Here is a 24,457-nt window from a genome sequence, read left to right on the forward strand (position 1 = left end):
CCAGACCGAAGCTAGAAGGGAGACCACCGTGGCCGCAGGACTCATGGTGACCAGCATTTCGAAGACGTACGGACAGACCAAGGCGCTCACCGACGTCAGCCTCGCCATCGAACCGGGCCGCGTGGTCGCCCTCATCGGGCACAACGGTGCCGGGAAGTCCACGCTCCTGCGTGCGCTTTCCGGCGCCGAGGTGCCGGACACGGGCTCGATTGTCGTGGACGGCGCGGCCGACCAGTTCCTGTCCCCGGCCGACGCGACGGCCGTCGGCATTGCCTGCGTCTACCAGGAGCTAAGCCTCATCGGCGAGCTCACCGTGGCCGAGAACCTCTTCCTCGGCACGGAAGAGACGACCGGCCCGCTGCTGAACCGCAAGGAGATGAACCGCAGGGCCGACGAGCTGTGCAAGGAGTACGGCATCCCCGCTCGGGGTACCGACCTCGTCAGCCGGCTTCCGGTCGCGCAGCGCCAGCTGCTCGAGGTGGTCCGCGGCATCAATCGCAATGCCAAGTACCTGCTCCTCGATGAGCCGACGACGGCCCTCGAGCAGGAGCAGGTCGAGAACCTCCTCGACATCATCCGTCGGCTCACGGCGGAGCGCGGCCTCGGCGTCCTCCTCGTCGACCACAAGCTCGACGAAGTGTTCGCGATCGCCGACCACATCGTCGGCCTCTCCAACGGCCGCATCGTCCTCGACAGCCCAGCAGACACCGTCGATCGGCTCAAGGTCATCGATGCCATCGTCGGCGACCATGCGACGGTCGACGACAGCCTGTTCTCCCACGCCGAGCTGTCCGTCGAGGATCTCGAGGTCATGGACGAGGCGAAGCGCGAGGACAGGTTCGGCGACGTCGTCCTCGCTGCCGAGCATCTCAGCGGCAACGGCCTCGCGGGCGTGACCCTCGACGTCCATGCGGGCGAGGTTCTCGGCATCTACGGGCTCATCGGCGCGGGACGCTCGCGGTTCCTCCGGACGGTCTACGGCGCCGAGCCTGTGGCGCACGGCAGCCTGTCTCTCCTCGGGCGCCCGTACGCGCCCAAGCAGCCGTCCGACGCCATCGCGAGCGGCGTCGCGTTCCTCTCCGAGGAGCGCAAGTCCGACGGCTTCATCCCGCAGATGTCGTCCGTCGACAACGCCGTGCTTCCGGTCCTGGGGCGTTACATGAAATCCGGCATCCTCAACTGGAAGGCCCTGCGCGGCAGCGCCCGCGAGATCCTGTCCCAGGTGACAATCCGCGGCGACATCAGCAACCCCATCACATCGCTCTCGGGCGGCAACCAGCAGAAGGCGCTCTTCGCGCGGGCCACGCTCCAGGGCCCCAAGCTCCTGCTCCTCGACGAGCCGACCAAGGGCGTCGACATCGGGGCCAAACGCGAGATCCACCGCATCGTCAAGAAGCTCGCACGCGAGCAGAACGTCGCCGTCATCGTCGTCTCGTCCGAAGAGGAGGAGCTCACGATGCTCGCCGACACCATCGTCGTCTTCCGGCACGGGTCCTGCGACGGCGTGGCCTACCCCCGCAGCGGGATCACGCCGGCCGAGCTCCGCGAGCTCGCATGGGCCGAGACGAAAGAATCGGCCTGACGATGCGTGCCGCTGAGGGCTGCCGCCCGGACTCATGCCAGCGCAAGTACCGCGAGGGCGAGCTCGTGATCCGTGACCAGTTCCGTGACGAGCCCCGCGCGGGCCGCGGCTCGGATCGCGGCGGCCTTTGCGGCACCGCCGGCGACGGCCACGATCCGGGGCACCTTCTTGAGCTGTTCGTAGGGGATCGCGATGCACCGCTCCTGAAGCTCCGGATCGACGAGCTCGCCGTCCTCCCCGATGAGCGTGCCCGCGACGTCCGCAACGCACCCTCCCGCGATCGCGCGGCTCAGGTCCTCGAGGTCGAGGACGTCGCGGACGGTCGTGTCTGTCGGCGACCAGCTTCCGATCGACAAAAGGGCCGTGGTGATCGAGGGATAGAGATCCATCGCAGCGCGGATGTCCGGATGACGGCGGAGCCCTTCCGCCGTCGCACGATCCTGCACGTACAGCGGCGCGAACATGGGATAGATGTCTCCTCCCGAGCGCTTCGAAGCATCCCTGACGACTTCGAGGGGCGACGACGAGAGGTCGCCTGCCACGAATCCCGTGAGCTGGACGACGGACAGCCTCGGCAGATGCTCGAGCTGGCTCGTCGTGGCCTTGAGCGTGCGACCCCACGTGACACCAAGCACCTCGGACGGCCGGAGGGTCGCACTGAGCAGCCGCGCGGCCGCCGCGCCGATCTGCCGGCGGACATTGTTCGGTTCCCCGTGTGACCTGACGACGTGGCACGCGGCGAGGCCGAGCGTCTCCCTCAGCCGTTCGCCGAGCGGCGCGTCGGGGAGCCCGGCATCGTTGATCGTGATCGTGACGATCTGCTCCTGGCGGGCGCGCGCCAGCAGACGCGCGACCTTGAAGCGGGAGATCCCCAGCTTCTCCGCGATGTCGATGCGCGAGATGTCCTCGAGATAGTAGGCCCGGGCGACGGCGGCCAAGAGGCCCCGCTCGTCGTCGGCCGCTCTATCGAGATCGCTCATATGAGCGCCAAAATCACGATTCTGTGACATATGTGACCCACCTGACTCCTGGCCGAAACACAAAGCTAAGCTCAAACATACATCTTTAGGCCAGCAAATTGCTCATATGAGCGACGCGCGCCGCCGTCGGGCTCGTCGAGGAGACCGGATCCCCGAGGCGCGCCACGACACGTGCCATACCCACCTCGCGGCAGCAACCAGTCGCTGCCCCGGGCGGCGACGCCATGAGAGGAAGAACAGGAAGATGACAGAGATCCCTTCTGTGATGACCGCCAGCGTCCTGCGAGCGGTCCACGACGTGGCGCTCGAAGAGCGTCCCGTGCCGCAGTGCGCCCCTGACGAGGTGCTCATCAAGGTCAGCAGCGTGGGGGTATGCGGCTCGGATGTGCACTACTACGAGCATGGGCGGATCGGCCCTTACGTCGTCGAGGCGCCGCTCATCCTGGGGCACGAGCTCAGCGGGGTCATCATCGCCGTCGGCGCAGACGTCGATCCCGCCCGCGTCGGCCATCGCGTGGCCGTCGAGCCCCAGCGACCGTGCCGAACGTGCGAGTACTGCCGCGAGGGCGCCTACAACCTGTGCCCCAAGATGGAGTTCTACGCGACTCCCCCGATCGACGGCGCGTTCTGTGAGTACGTCACGATCCAGGACGACTTCGCCTTCGACGTGCCGGACTCGATCAGCGATCACGCGGCCGCCCTCATGGAGCCGCTCTCGGTCGGCATCGCGGCCGCGCAGAAGGGCGGCATCAAGGTCGGGGACACCGTGCTCATCGCCGGCGGTGGGCCAATCGGCGTCATCGCCGCGCAGGCCGCGCGCGGATTCGGGGCGGCGGACGTCGTCGTCGCCGACATCAGCGCCGAGCGTCGCGAATTGGCGGCCAAGTATGGTGCCCGGGTCGTCGATCCGATGACGGAATCGACCGAAGGCCTCAGGGCCCACGTGTTCATCGACGCGACAGGTGCGACGCCGGCGATCCTCAACGGCATCCGCTCCGTCCGCTCGGGCGGCACGGTCGTGCTCGTCGGGAGCGCGGACGTCATCCCGCTCTCGGTCCCCGAGGTCGCGATGCGCGAGCTCAACGTCACGGGCACGTTCCGCTACACGAACACGTGGCCGATCGCCCGCGAGCTCCTCCAGTCCGGCAAGGTCGAGCTCGACTCGCTCGTCACGCACGTCTACGGGATCGAGCAGGTCGAGGAGGCCCTCACCGGAGAGGGTGCGGTCAACAGCCTCAAGCGGATCGTCCTGCCCGGAGTGCGCCGGGTCGACGACCCCGCGGCGGCCGCCCGCGGGGAAGCACTCGTGGCGGGGGGCGCGTCATGACCGAAACCCTGCTCTCCGTGCGGGGCATCTCCAAGTCGTTCCCCGGTGTGAAGGCCCTCGACAACGTCTCGTTCGACGTCCGCCCGGGCACCGTCCATGCGCTCTGCGGCGAGAACGGCGCCGGCAAGTCGACCCTCATGAAGATCATCAACGGGATCTATCACCCCGATACCGGGTCCGTCCTCGTGAAGGGCCAGGAGATGAAGATCAGGAACCCGATCGAGGCCCGAGCCCATGGGATCGCGATGATCGCCCAGGAGCTGAACTACGTCCCCGAGATGACGATCGCCGAGAACTTCTTCGTCGGCCGCCTGCCCCAGAAGTTCGGCCGGGTCGACTGGCGCTACATCCGGAAGGAGGCGAGCCGGATCCTGCGCGAGGAGGGCCTCAGCTACTCGGTGAATCGGCGGCTCGGCAGCCTCACGGTCTCTGAGATCCAGATGCTCGAGATCCTCCGCGCCGTCTACCACAGCGCGGACGTGCTCATCATGGACGAGCCGACCTCCGCCATCGCCCACAAGGAAGTCGAGTCGCTCTTCGCCAAGATCCGCGCGCTGCGGGCCGCCGGCAAATCGGTCATCTACATCTCTCACAAGATGGACGAGGTCTTCGAGCTTGCCGACGACATCTCCGTCCTGCGGGATGGCACGGTCGTCAGCACTCAGGCGGCGTCGGAGATCACCTCGGCCCAGGTCATCGCCCAGATGGTCGGACGCGATCTCGATCACCAGCAGTACCCGAAGGAGACCGTCGAGATCGGCGAGACGGTGTTCAAGGCCACTGGACTGGCCGCGGAGCACATGTTCGAGGACGTCAGCTTCGAGATCAAGGGAGGCGAGATCGTGGGCCTCGCCGGGCTGATCGGAGCCGGGCGCAGCGAGGTCATCCGCGCCGTCTTCGGCCTCGATCCGCTCAACGCGGGGGATGTCGAGGTCGAAGGAAGGCCGGTCAAGCTCACAGACCCGAAGAAGGCACTCGCCGAGGGCGTCGTCATGCTCTCCGAGGACCGGCGCCTCGTCGGCATCATCCCGAAGCTCAGCATCAAGAAGAACGCGACACTCGCGAGCCTCAAGAAGGTCGTCTACGGCGGGCGCTCGCGCGGGCGCAAGGAAGAGAAGCTCGTCCGCGAGTACTTCAAGAAGATGAACGTCAAGGCGCCGAGCACCGAGACGAAGATCGAGTCCCTCTCCGGCGGCAACCAGCAGAAGGTGCTGCTCGCGCGATGGCTCATCGCGGAGCCGAAGGTCATGCTGCTCGACGAGCCGACGCGCGGCATCGACATCGGGGCCAAGTTCGAGATCTACAAGATCATGACCGATCTCGCGCGCCAGGGCCGCGGAATCCTCATGATCTCCTCCGAGCTCCCCGAGCTGATCGGAATGTGCGACCGCATCTACGTGATGTCTGCGGGCCGCGTGACAGCCGAGCTGAAACGGGGCCAATTCTCCCAAGAAACCATCCTCAAATACGCCATGAATGAGATCGAGGTGGCATGACAATGCTGTCCAAGCTGAAGTCCGTCGAGTGGGGCAGATACTCCATTTTCATCATCCTCGCGGTGGTGTTCATCGTCGCGAGCTTCCTGAGCCCCAACTTCACGAGCGCCGACAACCTCTTCAACGTGCTGCGGCAGGTCGCGGTCATCACGATCCTCGCCTACGGCGCGATGACCCTCATCATCGGCGGCATGATCGACCTCTCCGCGGGGTCGGTCATGGCCCTCGCGGGCGTCGTGTCCGTCATGACGTTCAAGAGCACCGGCAACCTCCTCGTGGCGCTCGTCGTCGGCATCGTCATCGGCGTCGTCTGCAACCTCGCCAACGCATTCTTCGTCGCAACGCTCAAGACGCCGGCGTTCATCGTCACGCTCGGCATGATGCTGGCCGCCCGCGGTGCCGTGCTCCAACTCACCAACGGCCAGAACATCCTCCAGCTCGGCGACTTCGTGCTCTTCGGGCAGGGGACCATCGGCCTGCTGCCGATTCCGACGCTGTTCCTCATCGTCGTCACGGTCGCGATCTGGTACCTCATGACGCAGACGCGCTACGGCCGGTCGGTCTACGCCGTGGGCGGCAACGAGGAGGCGTCGCGTGCCGCGGGCATCGCGGTGCTCAACGTGAAGTACCAGGCGTACATCGTCAACGGCGCCCTCGTGGGCCTCGCGGGCGTCCTGTTCATGTCCCGCGTCAACGCTGGCCTCCCCAACGCGGGCGTCGGCTATGAGCTTCAGGCCATCACGGCGCCGATCATCGGCGGCACGAGCTTCTCCGGCGGCATCGGCACGACGGCGGGAACCCTTGCCGGCGCGCTCATCGTCGGCGTGCTCGGCAACATCATGAACCTCACCGGCGTCGGCTCGTACGTCCAGCAGATCGTCATGGGCGCCATCATTGCCGGTGCCGTCGCGTACGACGTCTGGAGCAAGCGCGGCAAGGCCAAGACCGTGATCCTCAAGGCCGACGGCGGCAAGCGGCCGTCCGGTGGCGCGGCCAGCCCAGAGCCGGCAACGGCGAAGACGAGCTCAGCGCCATGACCCGGCCCAGTTCCTCGCACCACCGTTCCCCCCACAACAAAGGAGTTTCAGTGACCATGCCCATGCCCACCCGCCGCGTCGTACTGTTCGGCGCAGCTGCAGCCGCCGTCTCCCTGGCCGGCTGCTCGGTGACAGTCGGCAACCCCTCGTCCGCGCAGTCCGGCGGTTCCCGAGCCCCGAAGGACCATTACCGGGTCGCCTACATCGCGCGGGCCCAGGCCGACTCGTTCGCTGCCTGGCTCGCCAACGAGATGAAGACCGAGGCGGCCACGAACTACAAGGACATCGGGCTCGAGGTCTTCGACGGCCAGGCCGACGACGAGGTCGAGAACAAGCTCATCGAGAACGCGATCGCCAACGGCTACGACGCCATCATCATCCAGGCCAACAACGGCGAGGCGCAGCGCCCGTACATCGAAGAGTCGGTCAAGAAGGGGATCATCACCATCACGACGAATCCCCGCGTCAAGAACATCGACGGTTCGAACTCGGTCGACGCGAAGCCGTACGACCAGGGCGGCGTCGTGGCGAAGTACGCCCTCGACAAGATCCCGCAGGGCGCGAACGTCGTCGTGCTGATGGGCCCTCCGGGCAACTTCCACAGCGATCAGCGGCGCAAGGCGTGGGACGAGATCTTCTTCGCGAAGCGCACCGACGTCAAGATCGTGGCGCAGAACCCGGCGAACTGGAACAAGGACGAAGCGCTCAAGCTCATGGAGGACTGGTCGCTCGCCCACCCCAAGATCGACGCGATTGTCTCGATGAACGACAACATGGCGGCCGGCGCCCTCGAGGCTGTCAAGGGCAAGGCTGGGTTCGCGAACATCCTCTCGTTCGGCGTCGACGGAACTCCCGAGGCCACCCTGCTCGTCCAGAGCGGCAAGATGACCGCCACGGCGCTCCAGAACGCGAAGGAGCTCGCACAGCTCAACATGAAGGCCGTGCACGATCTCCTGACCGGCAAGGAGAAGAACGTCAACGTGGACATCGGCAACCCGCTCATCACGAAGGACTCGGCCGATCAGTACGTGAAGCTGTACAAGGACGCGGGCCTCATCAAGAGCTGACCGAGGATCCGCTGGCGGGCATCCCTATTGTCTGGGGGATGCCCGCCTTCCCTTTCCCTAGGAGCCTTCCCTATGCCACAGAGCGCGTCCCGCGTGCACTCATGCCGCGAACTCGTCACGGGGAACGAAGTCCAAGCCAAGGTCGGGGACGTCGTGCATTTCCGTGGGCGAGTCATCGACATGCACGAGCCGATGGAGCTGTTCTGGGCCGTCGACAGCGTCGGCGAGCGGCGCATCCTCGAGTTCCGCGAATACGCCATCTACCTCATGGCCGACTCCGCCCCGACCGACGCCGAGAGCTGATTCCGCGCGGCACGCCCGGCGCGAAGACGGGTTGTGGCCAATAAGACGCGCTGAGGGCGTCCTCTCCGCCAGAACCCGTCTTTCCTCGGCGAGGGCGCTCGCCAACGGCCAGAGGTCAGTCGCGCCCGAACCGCTGTTGCGCAGCTTGCCGCGAAATGTCGAGAGCAGCCCCGATAATTGCCCACGAATCGCCCTCTTCGCGGGCGGCCTTCACCGCGGCCCGCAGTTCGGCATCGGCCTTCTCGACTCCCTTTCGGGCCGCGATGATCCTACGGAAGTTGACCGCCTCGCGTGCGGGGTGGGTCGTCGGGCTGACAACGTCGAGCCCCGTCTCGTCTTTGTGCCTGCTCTTGATCTTCGTCATCGGTTCACCTCACCTCAGGTAGTCGTAGAATTTCGCGCGCAGATGATCAGCGTGGATGATTCGCGTCGGCTCGTCCGATGGCACCGCAACGAGCTCTAGCAGCCGCCCCGACGAGTCCGGCCCGATGACAAGCAGCCGGGTCTCGCCGTCATATTCGTATTCGACGATACGGAGTGCATGCTCCCACCCATGCAGGATGTCGGCATCGCTCACACCATGCTTGCGAGCCGCCCCCCCCCTGATCTCCACACGTCAAGGATACCTTGACAGCCTCAATCGTCAAGGCGCCCTTGACATTTTCCGCAACAAGCCCGTGCCCTGCCTAGGCCTAGGCCTAGGCCTAGGCCCAGTGAAGCGAACGGCGAGGGCGCCTCGAAATCGAGGGCCCCGCCGTCGTCCGCTCCCCTGGCGGGTCCAGCCCCGGTGCCCCCGCGCCGTGCTCAGGGAGCCTTCGTGATCGTGACCTTGACGTGCTTCATGATGGGCTGGTCGCTCTGCGCGCTGAAGTCGCCGATCGCGCACAGGACGTTCATCTCGGGCATGTAGCCCGCGGCGGACCCGGGCGGGATGTTGTACGGGACGGCGAGGTAGCCCGCGAGCGAGCGGGTCGAGCCGTCCCGGGCGAAGCTCGTGATGTCCACGGGGTCGAACTCGCCGAGGCCGCGCTCGGCCATGTCCTCGCGGTTCATGAACACGAGCGTGCGGAGGTTCTTGATGCCCCGGTAGCGGTCGTTGTCGGAGTAGATGGTCGTGTTCCACTGGTCGTGGGAGCGCATCGTGCCGAGCGCGAGCGTCCCGGGAGCGGGGACGACGTCGGGGAGCGGCGCTGCTGAGAACTCCGCGCGTCCCGAGGGGGTCAGGAAGACGAGCTCCCGGGCGGGCTGCTTGATGCGGAAGCCGAGCGGCAGGCGCACGCGGCGGTTGAAGTCCTCGAAGCCGTCGAGCACCTGCGCCATCGTGTCCCGGATCCGGTCGTAGTCCTCGACGTACCATTCCCAGCGCGTCGGGCTCTCGGGGAGGGCCGCGCGCGCGATGCCGGCGACGATCGCCGGTTCGGAGAGCAGCTGCGGCGAGGCCGGGCGCTTCATCCCGACCGAGAGGTGGACCATGCTCATCGAGTCCTCGACCGAGGTGGCCTGCACGCCGGCCTTCTGGTGGTCCTTCTCGGTGCGGCCGAGGCACGGGAGGATGAGCGCCTGGCGTCCGTGCACGATGTGGCTCCGGTTGAGCTTTGTGCTCACGTGGACCGTGAGCTCGCAGTTCTCGAGCGCCTCATACGTGTAGGGCGTGTCCGGCGCGGCGAGGGCGAAGTTGCCGCCCATTCCGATGAAGACCTTGACGTCCCCGCGCCGCATCGCCTCGATCGTCCTGACCGTGTCCATCCCGTGCACGCGCGGCGGCTCGAAGCCGCACACCGCGCCGAGCCGCTCAATAAAGGCCTCCGACGGCCGGTGGTCGATCCCGCACGTCCGGTTCCCCTGGACGTTGCTGTGGCCGCGCACGGGCGAGGGCCCCGCGCCCTCGCGCCCGAGGTTCCCGCGGAGCAGGAGCACGTTGACGATCTCGCGGACCGTATCGACCCCGTGCTCGTGCTGCGTCACGCCGAGGCACCAGCTGAAGATGCTCCGATCCGCCTCGCAGTAGACCCGCGCGGCGTCGAGGATCTGCGCGCGCGTGAGCCCCGACTGGCGCTCGAGCTCTTCCCACGGCGTGCCCTCGCACAGCGCGCGGTACTCCTCGAAGCCCGCGGTGTGCCGCTCGATGAACTCGCGGTCGAGGGCCTTGGGGTCCGACTCGGCCCGCTCGAAGACGGCCTTCGCGATGCCCCGCAGGAACGCCAGGTCGCCGCCGATGCGCGGCTGGAGGTTGAGCGTGCTCGTCTTGGTCGTGTGGAAGAGGGCCATGTCCACGACGTCGTGGGGAACGATCGTGCGCGTCGCGGCTGCTTCCACAAGAGGGTTCACGTGGACGATCTGGGCGCCGCGCCGGTACGCCTTCTGCAGCGCTGTGAGCATGCGGGGAGCGTTCGACGCCGCGTTGACGCCCATGATGAAGAGCGCGTCCGTCTCTTCCCAATCCTTGAGATCCACAGTGCCCTTGCCGGTTCCGAGCGAGGCCGTGAGCGCGCGGCCGCTCGCCTCGTGGCACATGTTGGAGCAGTCCGGGAGGTTGTTGGTGCCGAGCTCGCGGGCCATGAGCTGGTACAGGAACGTGGCCTCGTTGCCGAGGCGGCCCGAGGTGTAGAACGAGGCCTGGTTCGGGCTCTCGAGCTCCCGCAGGCTCCGGCCGATGAGTTCGAACGCGTCCGGCCACGTGATGGGGACGTAGTGGTCGGTCGCGGCATCGTAGACCATGGGCTCTGTCAGGCGGCCCTCGTTCTCGAGCGCGAAGTCGCTCCATGCGGCGAGCTCAGTCACGGTGTGAGCCGCGAAGAACTCGCGCCCAGCCCGCTTGGGGGTCATCTCCCACGTGACGTGCTTGATGCCGTTCTCGCAGATGTCGAGGTGTAGGCCCTTCATATCGTCCGGCCACGCGCAGCCCGGGCAGTCGAAGCCGCCGTTCTCATGGTTCATCCGCACGATCGCGCGCGGCCCGTCGAGGAAGGCCCTCTCCCGCAGGAGGACCTTGCTCACGCTCATCGCCGCGCCCCAGCCCGCGGCCGGATGATGATACGGGCGGAACTCGGGCGCCCCGCCCGACGACGCCCCGACCTCGGGCTCGAGTTCGGCCCGCTCGTTCTCAGAAGCAGTCATGGGGTCCGCCTTCCTCGGTCACACGTAGGAATCTCGGCGCGCTCTCGACCGGGCGCGACCCACCTGCAGGCTATGCCACGTCGTGGGAGGCTGCCAGCCCTCGCCGACCTCCGTGAGGCCTCTTCTCTGTGCCAGAGCGCGTGCACATCGCGCCGGATACACTGACCTCGGCCGGCCCGGCCGGCGGATCGTGAAGCTGGTGGATCGCTCTCCGCTCGCGCCATCCAGACGGCTGTCACCGCGAAGGAGACTCGAAATGGATGTTGAGGCCCTGCGTCTACGCCTCTACAGGCAGCTTGCGGAGGAAGGCCGAGTCGCCGCGAGCCATCAGATTGCCGCGGAACTCGGCGTCACCGACGAGGAAGCCGATCAGGCATTTCGCGAGCTGGCCCGTGCGCGTCACATCGTGCCGGACCACAACGGCTTTATCGAATTGGCCCACCCGTTCGCCACTCGCGACTTCGGATTCTCGGTCAAAGGCGTCCACACGCTGTGGTGGGGTGGGTGTGCGTGGGATTCTTTCGCCATTCCGCACTTGGTCGATGACGGCTCACCTGCGCTCGTCGCGACGACCTGTCCGGCGTGCGGCACAGCGCACGCGTGGAACGTCAACCGCGACCACGCCCCCGCGGGAGGCCAAGTGGCGCATTTTCTCGTGCCCATGGCCCATGTGTGGGACAACGTCATCCACACGTGTGAGAACCAGCGCATCTTCTGCAGCGAAGACTGCGTCGATGACTGGGTGAGGGCGTTCGGGCACACGAAGGGTGCCGTGTTCAGCCTTGAAACCCTGTGGAAGCTCGCTTCGAAGTGGTACTCGGGTCGCCTTGAGCGCGGCTATCGGCGCCGGGAGCCAGCCGAGGCCGCCGCCTACTTCCGCGGCGTCGGGCTCACGGGCGAGTTCTGGGGCAATGGGTCCCTGGTTCTCGAGGAGAACTAGCCGCCCCCGCGGATCAGGCGACGACTTGGATATAGCCCATCATGCCGTTGTCTTCATGGGCGGCGATGTGGCAGTGGAACATCCACTTGCCGGGGTAATCGGCAAACGCCTGGCGGATGACAACCTTGCCGGGGACGCCGTTGACGGCGTGAGGAACGACGACGGTGTCCAGGCGGTGCGGGAATGCCGGGGCCGTTCCGTTGACGCTCATGACCTGGAAGGCGTTGGTGTGCATGTGGAAGGGATGATCCTCGCCGGCGGAGTTCAGGATCGTCCATTCCTCCACAGTGCCGAGCTTGGCGGCGAGGCCGAAGGTGGACTGGTCCATGCTGAACTGGCGGCCGTTGATATAGAAGGCCGTGCCGCTCGCGTCCTCCGAGAGGGCGAGGGTGCGGTGCTGCGCAACGGCTGACGACGTGAGGTCGCCCGGGGCACCGGCCAGCGCCGCGCCGGCGGGGAGCGGAGCCGCGGCCGCGGAGGTTCCCGAGACGTCGACCTTCATGAGCTCGGCGTCCGGGTAGGAGTCGCCCTGGGGCCCGTTGCTGTACGCGAGGGTGCGCAGCGCCGTCGTCCCCTTGGCGGCTCCCGCGGTGACAAGGACGTCGAAGCGCTTGCCCGGGGGCACGAGCAGCTCGGCCGCCTCGGCCGCGGCTGGGTACTCGTTGCCGTCCTCGGCGAGGACGGTGAAGCGGTAGCCGTCGAGCTGAAGGCGGTAGAAGATGTCCGCGCCGACGTTGGCGAACCGCCACAGCTGGGTCTCGCCGGGTCGCATGGACAGGACGGGCTTGAGCTGGCCATTGACGAGCCGGACCGTGTCCGCGTTCGAATCGATCGAGGTCGCGGTGGTGTTCTGCACGATCTTGCCTGCCGTGTCGATCTGGACGTCCTTGAGCACGATCGTGTGCACCGGGATGTCGCGAAGCGCGGCGGGCAGCGAAGCCCGGCTGTCGCCGACGATGAGCGCGCCGGAGAGCCCCGCGAAGATCTGGTTTTCGACGTCGCCCGGGCTGAAGGACGACGAGGGCATCGAGGCCATATGCCCGCCGCTGCCGTTCATCGGCGCGGGGCACGTGGTCCCCATGGCGTGGCTGTGGTACCAGAACGTGCCCTGCTGCTGACTCGTGGGGATCTGGAGCCTGTAGGTGTAGGACGCCCCGGGCGGGATGCACACGAAGGGGTTGTCCGCGCTGCCCTCGGGGGAGGTATGGAGGCCGTGAAAGTGGAGATTGGTCGCTACGGGGAGCCGGTTGTGGAGGGTGATCGATGTCGTCGCGCCCGGCTGGAGCTGCAGGGTCGGGGCGACGAGCGTGCCGGCGTAGGACTCGCCCCAGACGTCCTTGCCGGAGACCGTGAAGCGGGTCTTGGCCGCGTCGAGGGTGATCTCCATCCCGTCAGGGCCGGCGTTGGCGACGGCGGGCTCCGCGAGCGGGGCGCCCGGGGTCATGCCCTGCTCCTGCTGGGCCGTGGTCGGGGTGCTGTGCGGCGTGGCGACGGCGGCGATGGCCCCCGCGGTGACGAGGCCGGCCGCCGCGGCCGCGGCAAGGGCGATTCGGAGGCGTCGGCTAGCCCGGGGTCGGCGGCGGGCGAGGGGGGATTCTGCGCGCATGGGGGTGCTCCAAGGCGGTAGGGGGTGCGGCGGGCGGTAAGGGGTGCGGCGGGCAACGCGGACCGAGGCGAACCACGTCCACCGCACAGGATAATGCAAGGTTTCTCTTACGCAATTCGGTCCCAAAATTACGCAAGACTTGGATTCGCTAATGCGGTGAGCTTAGGCTTCCCTCAGTGCGGCGCCCGCTCCCCCCGGGCGCTCCGTCCCCCTGTTCGCCCCCTTCCCCCAGGAGGCCCTCCGTGGTTGTCCCCATCCTTCGACCGCGCCGTCGAGCCGTTGCCGTGCTCGGCGCCGCGATCGCTGCCCTCTCGCTCGCCGCGTGCAGCACTCAGGCGCCGTCGTCCGCTCAATCGAACCCGCCGTCGTCGTCCACGCCCAAGCCCTCGATCGCGGGACAGTCGATCACGCTCTACAGCGGCCAGCATGAGCAGACCGTGAGCGCCCTCGTCGCGGATTTCGAGAAGCAGACCGGCGTGAAGGTCAACGTGCGCTCGGGCGACGAGGCAGAGCTCGCGAACCAGATCCTCCAGGAAGGTGCCGCGACTCCGGCGGACGTCTACTTCGCGGAGAATCCGCCGGCGCTGACGACGCTTGAGAACAAGGGCCTTCTGGCCAAGGTCGATTCGGGCTCCCTTTCAGCTGTCCCCGCCGGTGACAGCTCGGCGAAGGGCGACTGGGTCGGCGTCTCCGCGCGTCAGGCCCTGTTCGTGTACAACACGGACAAGGTGAGCGCGGCACAGGCCCCGACGTCGGTCAAGGACCTCTCGGGCTCGGCATGGAAGGGCCGTCTCGGGCTCGCCCCGAGCGAGACCGATTTCACCCCGATCGTGACACGGGTGATCAAGGAGCTCGGCTCCGACGGCGCCAAGGCATGGCTCGACGGGCTCAAGGCCAACGGCAAGGTCTACGACAACAACGAGGACCTGGTTGCCGCGGTGAACCGCGGCGAGGTCGCCGGCGGTGTGGTCGACAGCTACTACTGGTACCGACTGCGCGACGAGCAGGGGGCTTCCGGCATTCACAGCGCGCTCGGCTACTTCAAAACCTCGGACCCGGGTGCCCTCGTGGATGTCTCGGGCGCGGCGGTACTGGCGTCGAGCAAGCACCAGGACGCCGCACAGGCATTCCTCGCCTACCTGGTGAGCAAGCCAGCCCAGCAGATCATCGCCACGTCGACGAGCTACGAGTACCCGCTGCTCGACGGCGTTCAGGACACCCGCATCGCCAAGGCACTCAAGGATGCCGGGCCCGTGGTGCCGGCCGCCGATCTCGGGGACGGCACGGAAGCCATCCAGCTGATGCAGAGCGTCGGCCTGCTCTCGTGAGCCCACCGCGCCTCCTGCTGGAGCGGGGCCTGCTGCCGGGGATCCGGTGGCAGGCCCTTCGGGCGTTTCTGGCCCGGTCGGTGCTGCCGCTCACGGCGGGACTCGTCGCCGTCGTCGTCGCCTGCCCGCTCGTCTTCGTGGCCCTGCAGTCCGCGCAATCCGGATGGGGGCCCGCACAGCGGCTGCTGGGCCGACCCTTGATGGCCACGCTGCTGTGGAACACCGTCACCCTCGCCGCCGCGGTCACCGTGATCACCCTCGTGGTCGGATTCTCCGCGGCCTGGCTCGTGGAGCGCACAAGCCTTCCCGGGCGGCGGGCATGGACGGTGCTCTTGGCCATGCCCCTGGCCGTGCCGGAGTTCGTGCACGGCTACTGCTGGGTCTCCCTCTTCCCCTCCGTACAGGGCCTGTGGGGCGCGGTGCTCGTGGAGTCCTCCTCGCTGTACCCGCTGGTGTTCCTGCCGGTCGCGGCCGTGCTGCGGCGCACCGACGCGTCAGCAGAAGAGGCGGCGGCCAGCCTGGGCCGAGGCCCCTGGTCGACGCTCTGGCGGGTGACCTTGCCGATGACCCGGCCCGCCCTCGCGGGCGGAGCGCTGCTCGTCTCGCTCTACCTGCTCGGCGAGTATGGCGCGTTCGCGATGCTGCGCTTCACGACGTTCGCCACCGCCATCTACACCCAGTTCAACACCGCATTCGACACTGCCTCCGCCGGGATGCTCACGATCGTCCTCGTCGCGCTCGCACTGCTGGTCCTGCTGCTCGAGAGCCAAGTGGCCAAGCGCCGCCGCGTGGTCCGCGAGGGAGCCACCGCACGGCCCGCCTCCCCCGTCCCGCTCGGCCGGGCCGCCCTGCCCGCCGTGGTGTGGCTGTCCGCCATCGTGGCGGTCACCCTGGGCGTGCCGGTCTACGCGCTCGCCTACTGGCTCGTGCGGGGCAGCTCCACCACGCTGCCCTCTGCCTCGCTCTGGGGGCTCACCGCCTCCACCCTCGGCTACGCCCTCGCCGCGGCCGCGGTGGCCACTGCGGCGGCCGTCCCCGTTGCCCTGTACGCGTGGCGCCGGGACACCGGCCTTGCCCGTGGCATCGAGCGCGCCGCGTACCTCACCCGGGCCCTGCCCGGCATCGCGGTGGCACTCGCGCTGGTCTTCTTCGCCATCCGCTGGGCCCAGCCCCTGTACCAGCAGCCGCCCATGCTCGTCGTCGCGTATGTCGTACTGTTCTTCTCGCTCGCCCTCACGGCGGTCCGGTCGTCCCTCTCCCATGTCCCCCATAGCGCGGAAGAAGCGGCCCAGTCCTTGGGCAAGGGTCCGTTCGCCGTCCTGACGCGGGTCACCCTGCCGTTGGTCCTGCCGGGACTGGGAGCTGCATTCACGATGGTCGCCCTGACGGCGAGCACTGAGCTCACCGCCACGCTCCTGCTCAGGCCCACCGGCGCAGGGACCCTGGCCACCCAGTTCTGGACCTACACGACGAATCTGGCCTGGGGAGCGGCCGCCCCGTACGCCGCGGTGATGACCGCACTGTCCATCCCCGCGGTTCTTCTCCTGACCGCCCGCACGCTGAACCCTGCGGGCGGGGCCAGAGGCGCCGCCCGATGAGCGCGACCCGGGTGCGTGGCGAAACAGCAAGGAAGGAGTGCGCCATTTCCCCCTCCCATAGCCGCACTCCCGTACGGGGCAGGCCCGGAGATCACCGAACTTGGCGAGAGATGCGCGCCCAGCTCTACGTCGGGGTCACCAGGCCCGCCTGAGGCCGCAGGTCGGTGCGGCGTCCTCAGCCCGCGGCCGGGAGACCCTCAGCGGTGCGATAGGCGGCGATGAGCGATGGAGCGTCGCCGCGCCACGGGGCGCCGTGACCGGGGATCACCCAGTCGACGTCCAAGCCGGCCAGCCTCTCGATCGACGCCGACGATCCCGCCTGGTCATCGGTGAACGGCGCGGGCTGCGGACCGTCGACGCCGGTCAGCACGTGGCGGGTCGTGAGCTCGTCGCCGACGAAAACCGCGCGAACCGCCGGAACGTGGATCGCGATGCTTCCCGGCGAGTGGCCGGGCATCGCGAGGACCCGCGGCGAGCCCGGCAGAGGCAGGACGTCGCCGTCGTGGACCGGGACGACTTCCCGCAGCGGATGGGTGCGGAGCCCACCCTTGGTGATCGCGTAGGCGAAGAACTGGATCACTGGGCCGATCCGCCGGGGGTCCTTCGGCGTGGCCGGCGGCTTGGCGCCCTTGGCGCGGTCGGCATCCTCCGCGCCGACATAGACCGGGATGCCGAGCTCGCTCCGCAGACGCTCGGCAAAGCCGATGTGGTCGGTGTCGCCGTGAGTCAGCACGACGCCCTTGATGTCGGAGATCGGACGCCCGAGCTCGTGCAGCTCGCGCTCGAGGTCACGGTAGTGCCCGGGGAGGCCGGCGTCGACGAGGGTGATGCCTTCGTCGGCGACGATGAGGTGGGCAGCGATGATGTCGTTGCCGATGCGGCGAAGTTGCGGCGCAAGTTCCATGAAGGCTACGATAATTAGCCATCAGAGGGAGGTCAAGATGCCCGCTCGAGAGAAAACCACCCACGAGGCGATCGTCGCGGCCGGACGCGAGCTCGCCGAGCGGCACGGGATCGGCGGTCTCACGATGCAGGCCGTCGCCGAGCGCGTCGGAGTGCGGGCGCCGTCGCTCTACAAACGTGTGCGCAACCGAGACGAGCTTGTCGACCTTGTGGTCGGGGCGACCATCGATGACCTGACCGAAGCCCTGCGGGACGCGACCGACGGCATCGACGACCCGCGCGAGCAGCTCAGGTCCCTCGGGAACGCGCTGCGCGTCTTCGGGCAAGGACGCCCGAAGAGCTACGAGCTGATCTTCGGCCTCGCGCGGGAGGCCAGCGACTCGACCCGCGAGGCGCGCGAACGCGCGGTCGCCCCGTTGCTCTCGGCGTGCGCGGCCCTCGTCGGCGCCGAGCAGGCGCTGGATGCGGCCCGTCTCGTCACCGCGTGGGCCAACGGATTTATCTCGATGGAGCTGACCGGATCGTTCCAGATGGGCGGTGACGTCGACCGCGCGTGGGCGTGGGCACTCGAACGGATCGTCGGCGCACTCTGACCGGGATAGGCCCTGCGCTGCCGCGAGACCGCGGTGACGCTCATCCTTCGGCGAGCAACGCCGTCGTCCGATAGGGGATCACCGTGCGGAGGATCATGCGCGTCGACGTGCGCGTGATCCCCGGGCAGAGGCGGATCTCCTCCGAGACCCGGTAGAGGTCGTCGGGGCTCGTCGCGACCACGCGGATCAGCAGGTCGGTATCGCCGGCCGGGGCGAGGCACTCGAGCACCTCGGGGATCCTCCCCAGGGCCGCGATGGCGCCGTCGATCTGGCTCTGGTCGAGCTCCGCCGCAACCTCCGCGGACACGCCGCGCCCGAGGGCGGCCGCGTCGACCCGCACGCTGTGAGGCCGCAGTGCACCGTTCGAGGTCATGCGCTCGAGGCGAGACTGGACCGTCCCGCGTGCGAGGCCCAGCTTCTGCGCCAACACCATGATCGGCAGGCGCGGGTCTTCGTCGAGCGCCAGGAGGATGCGCCGATCGGTCGGGTCGAGCTGCTGCAATCTGATCACTTCTCCGGCAAGGCATCGCTGATGATTGGTCAGATCGACCAGTCTACGCCGCAGCTATTGCGTGGAATGCCTGTGAATTGCTGAAATGTTGGCAATTCTCCCGACGGCCCACCGGCCCGAGGGCCAGGCTACGGAATCCGAGGCACACCACCCGCGGAGGCCGGACACGGGGCACCCACCGGCCCCGCCTTCTTGTTCACATATTCTTGTTCACACTTGCCGAAAGCCCCTAGCCCGGCCCGCGCAGCGCTGGACTAGGGGCTTTCGCTGCACGGTCGCGACCTGCCCGACCGATGCGACCTCCTCAGCTTCACAGGAACTGGCCACCATAGAGCCGGCATTTCCGGCATCCTGGGTGAAGTCGCTAATCAGAGAAAGCTGGGGTCGTGACGTCGGGCAACTCAAATGAAAGGGACGCCAGCTTGAATTCCGGCGCCCCTCTCAAAATACCGACCAACTGGCGAGACGTTGCCCCCTTCTTGACTGCCGTTGAGCTGCGAGTCACCTTGCTGACAAAATGACGATCTTCAAAATCAAGCACCGTGATTCTCTGCTTCAAGCGAGAGCCGGAAAACTGGCTCAGATCAAGCATATAGGCCTCGTACCGCGATCCTGCTTCATGGGCGGCCGATACGCCGGCGTCTATTAGGTGGATCAATCGAACATCCATGAGATCCGCCAGCAAGCCATATTCGAATGGCCGATCTTCCTTCTCTCGATGATCCACCAGGAAATAGGTGAAAGCAGTTTCATCGAGGCAAAACTTTCGGACAGTTTGGAGCGTCTTTACCGTACGCGCGGCAACGCCACGGTTAGCAGCCATATCCTCCTCGAGCTCCTGGATCTTCGAGCTTGCTGCATCCCCAGCCGCCTGATTAACATCCTGAACTCCAGCAACTCGTGCATTGCGCCGCCTTTGTGCGCGATTGAGCGCGCTTACGGCCAAGACCATATAGTCACGCGGAACAGCCCCGGACGCAAGCACCAGCCGATCGAGCGCCGGCCGGTTAAAGATTCTCGACAAGGAAGAGATCCCGACCCTACTGGCATATTCGGCCAATATCCCTTCAAGAAATTTTCCAGCTTTGTCAGGTTCTTGCAGCGTAACGTCTAGATCGATGAGATCCGCATCCTGACCACTCTGCAACCCGGTGGGAGGCGACGGACGCCACCAATTTGTAAGATGCCGAATCGAAGCAATCTTTATCCAAGTGTTTGTATCCCGAATCGCCCCATGGATGAGATCGAGAATATCAGGCTGCATGTCACGCGGAACATAGTAAAAATCATCGATGAACGCGAACGCGCGGTTCCCCTCGATCTCGAGGTAGCTACTCAACGCGCGCTGAATCTGGGGGACGAGTCGCTGCGCATCCTCCGTTTCGGTAGGAGTATCCGCGAGCAGGAGATCTTGAATTCGACCATGAAGTTGGCCAAGGCTTAGCGCAAGAGCGGATTGCGGTGGAGTCGACCTGCGGCCAGCGATGACTGACTCAAGCAGATCCTTGAGGACATAGAGAAAAATACGTTGCGGGGTTTCATGCCGCAACGTCTGAATATTCGTCCACGAGATGACTGCCCCTTCGCTGCGAAGCGCCCTCCGGGCCTCCATCAGCAAGGCTGACTTGCCGGCACCCCTGCGCCCGAAGACCAGATGATGACGACTGGCGGTAATCGTTGAAAGGCTGGCTCGGGCATCCGGCACATATACGAGGTTCGGTTCCACGCTGGATACGCGCGACTTAGCACTTATCAGTCGGACCAACTCCCCCACTCTCGCATCGCTTACCCCTGTGACGGATCCGGCCCCCTCGGGGGTTTCGGCCATGTCCTTTGTCCTACGCACAACGAGCATCACCGGCCTCCCCGACGGATCGTGGAAATCGTCCTCGATATCTGAGGAAAGCTCGACAGCACGGTTAAAGTCGTGAGCAGCCACATAGGCGACCAGCATGACCTCTTCGGGAAATGCGCGCTCCTCCGTGGATACGACGCGAATGTTCTCTCTTTCGAAGCGCGCGACCAGTCGCTGCGCCACCGCTTCAATATCCGTCACAGGTGTGCGTTTCCTTTGTTCAGGAGGTATTGTCGAGCCTTTGCCACAAAATCTCTTGCCGTCTGGCTGATCCGTTTCGCAGCGTCCCTAAAGTACGCATCCATCTGCGGATACGGGTCGTAGTCCGCTTCATTCCTCAGAAGACGGGCATCTCGTAGAGAGTTGGCGGCAGCGGAAGCGTTCGGGTAATCCTTCGGAATTCCCTTCTGGTGGAGAGTGGCATGGGCCTCGAAATCGTCTCCATTAAAATGAAAGAAGGCAACCGCCCTCATCGAATGATACATCGCGTAGTAGTATCTTGCTATTGCTGCCCGACTCATATCAGCGCGGCTCCGAGCCATACGGTCGGCCATTGCAATGAACTGTTCTGCCAACAGGATGCGATCAGCGGAGATCTTAGATCTAGCATCTGCTATCGACATCGACAAGTCAGCGACCATCGATGCGCCCTCGCTAAGAAGTGCGACATCTCGGCTGGCCAACTTCGAAAGTCGAAGCAAGCGTAGCTCCGCGGCCGTCAGTGTCATGCGCCCCATGCTAACGGAGCTCGTGAAGCTGTCCGGGCAATGGCTACGACGTGGTTTCGACCCACCTTGCTCTCGACCTCAGCCCCGGCCGTAGATGCGGTGCGAGAGCTCGCCGGCGACCCGCGCAACCTGCGTCGCGAGCTCGTCCCGATCCTCACCCGCGACCTTCTCGCCGAGGAACGTCACGGCGACCGCCGCCGTCGGCCATCCCGCGTGGTCCCGGACCGCGGCGGCGACGGACGCGAAGCCGGACGTGACCTCGCCGTCCTCGGTCGCATAGCCGCGCTGGCGCACCTGGTCGAGCGCGGACTGAAGGGCGGAGTAGCTGCGGATGTGCTCGCCCTCCTGGGTCCGCTCGCTGAAGGCGGCCGCGTTCGGGTACAGGGCGCGCACCTGCGACTTCGGGAGGGCCGCGAGGATCGCGCGCCCGCTCGCGGTGAGGTGGCTCGGAAGGCGGACGCCGACATCCGTGACCAGCGAGGGGCGGTTCTTGGCGCGCTCCTCGACGATATACAGGACGTCGCGGCCGTGCAGGACGGCGAGGTGGGCGCTCTCGCCGATCGCGTCCACGAGCGAGGCGAGCATGGGCCGGCCGAGGCGCGAGAGCGGCTCCTGCCGCGAATACGCGCTCGAAAGCTCGAACGCGCCGATCCCGAGCCCGTAACGCCGCTCCTCGGCGAGATGCATCACGAAGCCGTTCTCCTCCATCACGGTGAGGAGGTGGTACACCGTGGAGCGCGGGAGGCCAAGCGTCGTGGCGATGCTCGCGGCGGGCTGCGGGCCGCGCCGCGACGCGAGCAGACGCAGGATGCGCAGCGTGCTCTCGGCCGCGGGGACCTTGGACTTCTGGTCGGGCTCGGAGGGCATGGACGTGACCTTAAGGGTGGGTGGGTGGGCGATTGGTGGGGGGCGGACGATTGGGGGGCGGGTAATTGGGACCGGGGGCGTGTCTGAAATACCGAACTCCAGTGTGGCAGCGAACGACGGCGAAGCCCACCCGCCGCCGCCGTCCGCCGTCTGCGATACCGGACAGATTCGCCGTCTGCGATCCGAGACACCGAAAGCCGGTGACGACACTCACAGCCCCCTCCCGGGCAGGCACAGTGGAAGGGAATCCTTCCCAGCGACGTGAGGAACCCATGCAATCTTCACCCGCCGTGCTCAGTCGCGGCCTCAACGTCCGGCACATCCGGTTCATGGCCCTCGGCTCGGCCATCGGCACGGGCCTGTTCTACGGCTCCGCCTCCGCGATCCAGGCGGCGGGCCCCGCCGTCCTCCTCGCGTACATGATCGCGGGGGCCGCCGTCTTCATGGTCATGCGCTCGCTCGGCGAGATGGCTGTGCGCCACCCCGTCGCCGGCTCGTTCAGCCAGTACGCGGGCCGCTATCTCGGGCCGCTCGCGGGCTTCGTGACCGGCTGGACCTATGTGTTCGAGATGGCGATCGTTGCGATCGCGGACGTCACGGCGTTCTCCATCTATATGGGATTCTGGTTCCCGGACACGCCGCGGTGGATCTGGATCCTCGCCGTGATCTTCTTCCTCACGGGCGTGAATCTCCTGAGCGTCAAGGTGTTCGGCGAACTCGAGTTCTGGTTCACGCTCGTCAAGGTCGTCGCGATCGGCGCAATGATCGTAGGCGGTGCCGCGCTCATCGTGTTCGGCGTTCAGCTCGGAGGCCAGCAGCCCGGGCTGGGGCACTTGGTGGACCATGGCGGCTTCATGCCGAACGGCTTCGGCGGCATGCTCGCGGCGTTCTCGGTGGTGGTGTTCGCGTTCGGCGGCGTCGAGACGATCGGCGTCACGGCGGGCGAGGCCGAGGACCCGAAACGCGCGATCCCGCAGGCCGTCAACACCGTGCCCGTGCGCGTCCTCCTGTTCTACGTCCTCACGCTCACGGTGCTCATGAGCCTCTTCCCGTGGTCGGAGATCGGCACGCAGGGCAGCCCGTTCGTCCAGATCTTCGACGGGCTCGGCGTGCCGGGCGCTGCGAACGTGCTCAACGCCGTCGTCATCACGGCCGCGCTCTCCTCGATCAACTCGGACATCTTCGGCGCCGGCCGCGTCCTGTTCGGGCTCGCCCAGCAGGGGCACGCGCCGTCGGCCTTCGGGAAGGTGTCCAAGCGCGGGGTGCCGTGGCTCACCGTCGTGGTCATGACGGGCGTGCTGCTCGTGGGCGTCGTGCTCAACGCCGTGATTCCGGAGGACGTGTTCACCGTCATCGCCTCCATCGCGACGTTCGCGACCGTCTGGGTGTGGGTCATGATCCTCGCGAGCCACGTCGCCATGAAGCGCGAGATCCGGAAGTACGCGCTCGCGCCATCGGAGTTCCCGTCGCCGCTGTGGCCGGCGGCCTCCATCGCCGCGATTGCGTTCATGGTGCTCGTCATCGGGGTGCTCGGGTGGTTCGAGGAGACACGCGTGGCGCTCGTCGTGGGCGCGGCGTGGCTCGGGTTGCTGGGCGCGGCCTACGCGCTGTGGGTCCGGGGCGACGGACGACGGCGGCCCGCCCTCCTCGACGAGACGTCGCCGATTCCGGTGGTCGCCGCGGACCCGGCTCGCGAAGCGGTGGGCTCGGGGCGGTAGGTTCGGGAGGCGGTGGGCTCCGGGTCGTACGCTGCCCGCGACGGCCGCCCTCAGGCGCAAGTGCTGCCCTGAACCGCTTCTCCTTGCGGGATATCCCACGGAGAAGCGGCTCAGGGCAGTATCTGTGTGCGGCACGTGTGTGACGGAGCCGAGACTTCTCGCGCGTCATACTGGCGTTGGACATGTCGAATTGGCACGATCATCCTGCCGGTTCCGCTGGACTGCCCGCAGAGAACCCAGGGGCTGCCCGACGGATTCCGGCGTTCCGCTCGTTACCACCGCTCCGCCCACCAAGAGAGGCGAAACATGTCGCAGCACTCCGAACCCACCACCGCCCAGGCCCCGTTCCCCTCGGGAGCCATCCAGCCGCAGACCGTCCCCGGGAAGACCCTCGGGATCGTCTCCGTCATCCTCCCGTTCGTCGGCTTCGGCCTCATCGGGCTCATCCTCGGCATCGTCGCGAAGTCCCAGTCGAAGAAGGCCGGCGCGAAGAACACGCCCGCCGTCGTCGGCATCGTGCTCGGCGCGATCAGCGTCGTCGTCGGGCTCATCGTGACGATCGCGATCATCGTCGGCATCGGCGCGGTCGCCCAGCAGTGCCAGCAGCTCGGCCCGGGCGTGCACCAGGTCGGAGCGACCACCATTACCTGCGGAAGCTGACCGCTTCACGGGAACAAGTGCGCCGTCAGGTCCGCGAATTTTGTCGCGCGGATCTGGCGGCGTTTCCTGCTTTCCGATCCAAATCAGAGATTCGTTACCGATTCTTCATTTGACAATTGACTTATTCGCGCACCTAAACTCGAACCTACTCGGCTGGCCCAGCACCACGACATCGGGACACTCGCGAAGCAAAAGCTTCGGCCCAAGCACTCGATGGCCACCCTCCCGAGTTTCATGTCGG

22 protein-coding genes are annotated in these 24,457 nt (G+C 66.8%); 12 read left to right on the forward strand and 10 right to left on the reverse strand.

Annotated elements, in window-relative coordinates:
* Nucleotides 1–28: 28 nt before the first annotated feature.
* Nucleotides 29–1,582 (forward strand): sugar ABC transporter ATP-binding protein, encoded by a 1,554-nt coding sequence (locus tag RBS12_RS03050; RefSeq protein ID WP_307964592.1) that lies wholly within the window; start codon nucleotides 29–31, stop codon nucleotides 1,580–1,582.
* A gap of 32 nt (nucleotides 1,583–1,614) precedes the next feature.
* Here RBS12_RS03050 and RBS12_RS03055 read toward each other — a convergent pair whose 3' ends face one another.
* Nucleotides 1,615–2,562 (reverse strand): sugar-binding domain-containing protein, encoded by a 948-nt coding sequence (locus RBS12_RS03055; protein ID WP_307964593.1) that lies wholly within the window; start codon nucleotides 2,560–2,562, stop codon nucleotides 1,615–1,617.
* A 265-nt stretch (nucleotides 2,563–2,827) separates the two neighbouring features.
* On the opposite strand from RBS12_RS03055, the gene RBS12_RS03060 reads away from it, so the two are divergent.
* The 5 genes from RBS12_RS03060 to RBS12_RS03080 all read left to right on the forward strand — a co-directional run bounded on the left by RBS12_RS03060 (nucleotide 2,828) and on the right by RBS12_RS03080 (nucleotide 7,792).
* A complete protein-coding gene (locus tag RBS12_RS03060; protein ID WP_373886466.1) occupies nucleotides 2,828–3,889 on the forward strand; it encodes an NAD(P)-dependent alcohol dehydrogenase in 1,062 nt (353 codons plus the stop codon).
* Nucleotides 3,886–5,385 carry a sugar ABC transporter ATP-binding protein gene (locus RBS12_RS03065; protein ID WP_307964595.1) on the forward strand — a complete coding sequence of 500 codons (1,500 nt, stop codon included), beginning with the start codon at nucleotides 3,886–3,888 and terminating at the stop codon, nucleotides 5,383–5,385. The genes RBS12_RS03060 and RBS12_RS03065 overlap by 4 nt, the downstream gene beginning before the upstream one ends.
* A gap of 2 nt (nucleotides 5,386–5,387) precedes the next feature.
* On the forward strand, nucleotides 5,388–6,422 hold the full coding sequence (locus tag RBS12_RS03070; protein ID WP_307964596.1) for an ABC transporter permease: 1,035 nt from the start codon (nucleotides 5,388–5,390) through the stop codon (nucleotides 6,420–6,422).
* A 56-nt stretch (nucleotides 6,423–6,478) separates the two neighbouring features.
* Complete coding sequence (locus RBS12_RS03075; RefSeq protein WP_307964912.1) at nucleotides 6,479–7,489, forward strand: sugar ABC transporter substrate-binding protein; 1,011 nt, start codon at nucleotides 6,479–6,481, stop codon at nucleotides 7,487–7,489.
* A gap of 72 nt (nucleotides 7,490–7,561) precedes the next feature.
* Nucleotides 7,562–7,792, forward strand: coding sequence for a hypothetical protein (locus RBS12_RS03080; RefSeq protein ID WP_307964597.1), 231 nt, complete (start codon nucleotides 7,562–7,564; stop codon nucleotides 7,790–7,792).
* Nucleotides 7,793–7,907: 115 nt separating this feature from the next.
* Here RBS12_RS03080 and RBS12_RS03085 read toward each other — a convergent pair whose 3' ends face one another.
* From RBS12_RS03085 to RBS12_RS03095, 3 genes are all read right to left on the reverse strand, one after another.
* A complete protein-coding gene (locus tag RBS12_RS03085; protein ID WP_307964598.1) occupies nucleotides 7,908–8,156 on the reverse strand; it encodes a hypothetical protein in 249 nt (82 codons plus the stop codon).
* 9 nt (nucleotides 8,157–8,165) lie between these two features.
* A complete protein-coding gene (locus RBS12_RS03090) occupies nucleotides 8,166–8,369 on the reverse strand; it encodes a hypothetical protein (RefSeq protein ID WP_307964599.1) in 204 nt (67 codons plus the stop codon).
* A gap of 227 nt (nucleotides 8,370–8,596) precedes the next feature.
* Nucleotides 8,597–10,909 (reverse strand): FdhF/YdeP family oxidoreductase, encoded by a 2,313-nt coding sequence (locus RBS12_RS03095; RefSeq protein ID WP_307964600.1) that lies wholly within the window; start codon nucleotides 10,907–10,909, stop codon nucleotides 8,597–8,599.
* Nucleotides 10,910–11,165: 256 nt separating this feature from the next.
* On the opposite strand from RBS12_RS03095, the gene merB reads away from it, so the two are divergent.
* On the forward strand, nucleotides 11,166–11,849 hold the full coding sequence (gene merB, locus RBS12_RS03100) for an organomercurial lyase (RefSeq protein WP_307964601.1): 684 nt from the start codon (nucleotides 11,166–11,168) through the stop codon (nucleotides 11,847–11,849).
* Between the two features lie 13 nt (nucleotides 11,850–11,862).
* Here the strand turns inward: merB and RBS12_RS03105 are convergent, their stop codons facing one another.
* A complete protein-coding gene (locus RBS12_RS03105; RefSeq protein ID WP_307964602.1) occupies nucleotides 11,863–13,455 on the reverse strand; it encodes a multicopper oxidase family protein in 1,593 nt (530 codons plus the stop codon).
* 242 nt (nucleotides 13,456–13,697) lie between these two features.
* Here RBS12_RS03105 and RBS12_RS03110 point away from each other — a divergent pair, with 242 nt between their 5' ends.
* Complete coding sequence (locus RBS12_RS03110) at nucleotides 13,698–14,783, forward strand: extracellular solute-binding protein (protein WP_307964603.1); 1,086 nt, start codon at nucleotides 13,698–13,700, stop codon at nucleotides 14,781–14,783.
* The gene (locus tag RBS12_RS03115; protein WP_307964604.1) at nucleotides 14,780–16,381 is read left to right on the forward strand and encodes an iron ABC transporter permease; all 1,602 of its coding nucleotides are present in this window, start codon (nucleotides 14,780–14,782) and stop codon (nucleotides 16,379–16,381) included. The genes RBS12_RS03110 and RBS12_RS03115 overlap by 4 nt, the downstream gene beginning before the upstream one ends.
* Nucleotides 16,382–16,556: 175 nt before the next feature.
* Here the strand turns inward: RBS12_RS03115 and RBS12_RS03120 are convergent, their stop codons facing one another.
* Nucleotides 16,557–17,285: an MBL fold metallo-hydrolase gene (locus RBS12_RS03120; protein WP_307964605.1), complete on the reverse strand. Its 729-nt coding sequence runs from the start codon at nucleotides 17,283–17,285 to the stop codon at nucleotides 16,557–16,559.
* A gap of 37 nt (nucleotides 17,286–17,322) precedes the next feature.
* On the opposite strand from RBS12_RS03120, the gene RBS12_RS03125 reads away from it, so the two are divergent.
* Entirely contained in the window at nucleotides 17,323–17,877 is a 555-nt protein-coding gene (locus RBS12_RS03125) for a TetR/AcrR family transcriptional regulator (RefSeq protein WP_307964606.1), read from the forward strand.
* 40 nt (nucleotides 17,878–17,917) lie between these two features.
* Here the strand turns inward: RBS12_RS03125 and RBS12_RS03130 are convergent, their stop codons facing one another.
* From RBS12_RS03130 to RBS12_RS03145, 4 genes are all read right to left on the reverse strand, one after another.
* Nucleotides 17,918–18,379 carry an Lrp/AsnC family transcriptional regulator gene (locus RBS12_RS03130; RefSeq protein WP_307964913.1) on the reverse strand — a complete coding sequence of 154 codons (462 nt, stop codon included), beginning with the start codon at nucleotides 18,377–18,379 and terminating at the stop codon, nucleotides 17,918–17,920.
* Nucleotides 18,380–18,752: 373 nt separating this feature from the next.
* The gene (locus RBS12_RS03135) at nucleotides 18,753–20,444 is read right to left on the reverse strand and encodes a hypothetical protein (protein ID WP_307964607.1); all 1,692 of its coding nucleotides are present in this window, start codon (nucleotides 20,442–20,444) and stop codon (nucleotides 18,753–18,755) included.
* A complete protein-coding gene (locus tag RBS12_RS03140; protein ID WP_307964608.1) occupies nucleotides 20,441–20,971 on the reverse strand; it encodes a hypothetical protein in 531 nt (176 codons plus the stop codon). The genes RBS12_RS03135 and RBS12_RS03140 overlap by 4 nt, the downstream gene beginning before the upstream one ends.
* 78 nt (nucleotides 20,972–21,049) lie before the next feature.
* A complete protein-coding gene (locus tag RBS12_RS03145) occupies nucleotides 21,050–21,838 on the reverse strand; it encodes an IclR family transcriptional regulator (RefSeq protein ID WP_307964609.1) in 789 nt (262 codons plus the stop codon).
* 272 nt (nucleotides 21,839–22,110) lie between these two features.
* Between RBS12_RS03145 and RBS12_RS03150 the strand changes: the two genes are divergently transcribed.
* Complete coding sequence (locus RBS12_RS03150) at nucleotides 22,111–23,556, forward strand: amino acid permease (RefSeq protein ID WP_307964610.1); 1,446 nt, start codon at nucleotides 22,111–22,113, stop codon at nucleotides 23,554–23,556.
* Between the two features lie 306 nt (nucleotides 23,557–23,862).
* A complete protein-coding gene (locus tag RBS12_RS03155) occupies nucleotides 23,863–24,216 on the forward strand; it encodes a DUF4190 domain-containing protein (RefSeq protein WP_307964611.1) in 354 nt (117 codons plus the stop codon).
* The last annotated feature ends 241 nt before the right edge of the window (nucleotides 24,217–24,457 follow it).

This window comes from Sinomonas sp. ASV322 (assembly GCF_030908245.1).
Classification (GTDB): Bacteria; Actinomycetota; Actinomycetes; order Actinomycetales; family Micrococcaceae; genus Sinomonas.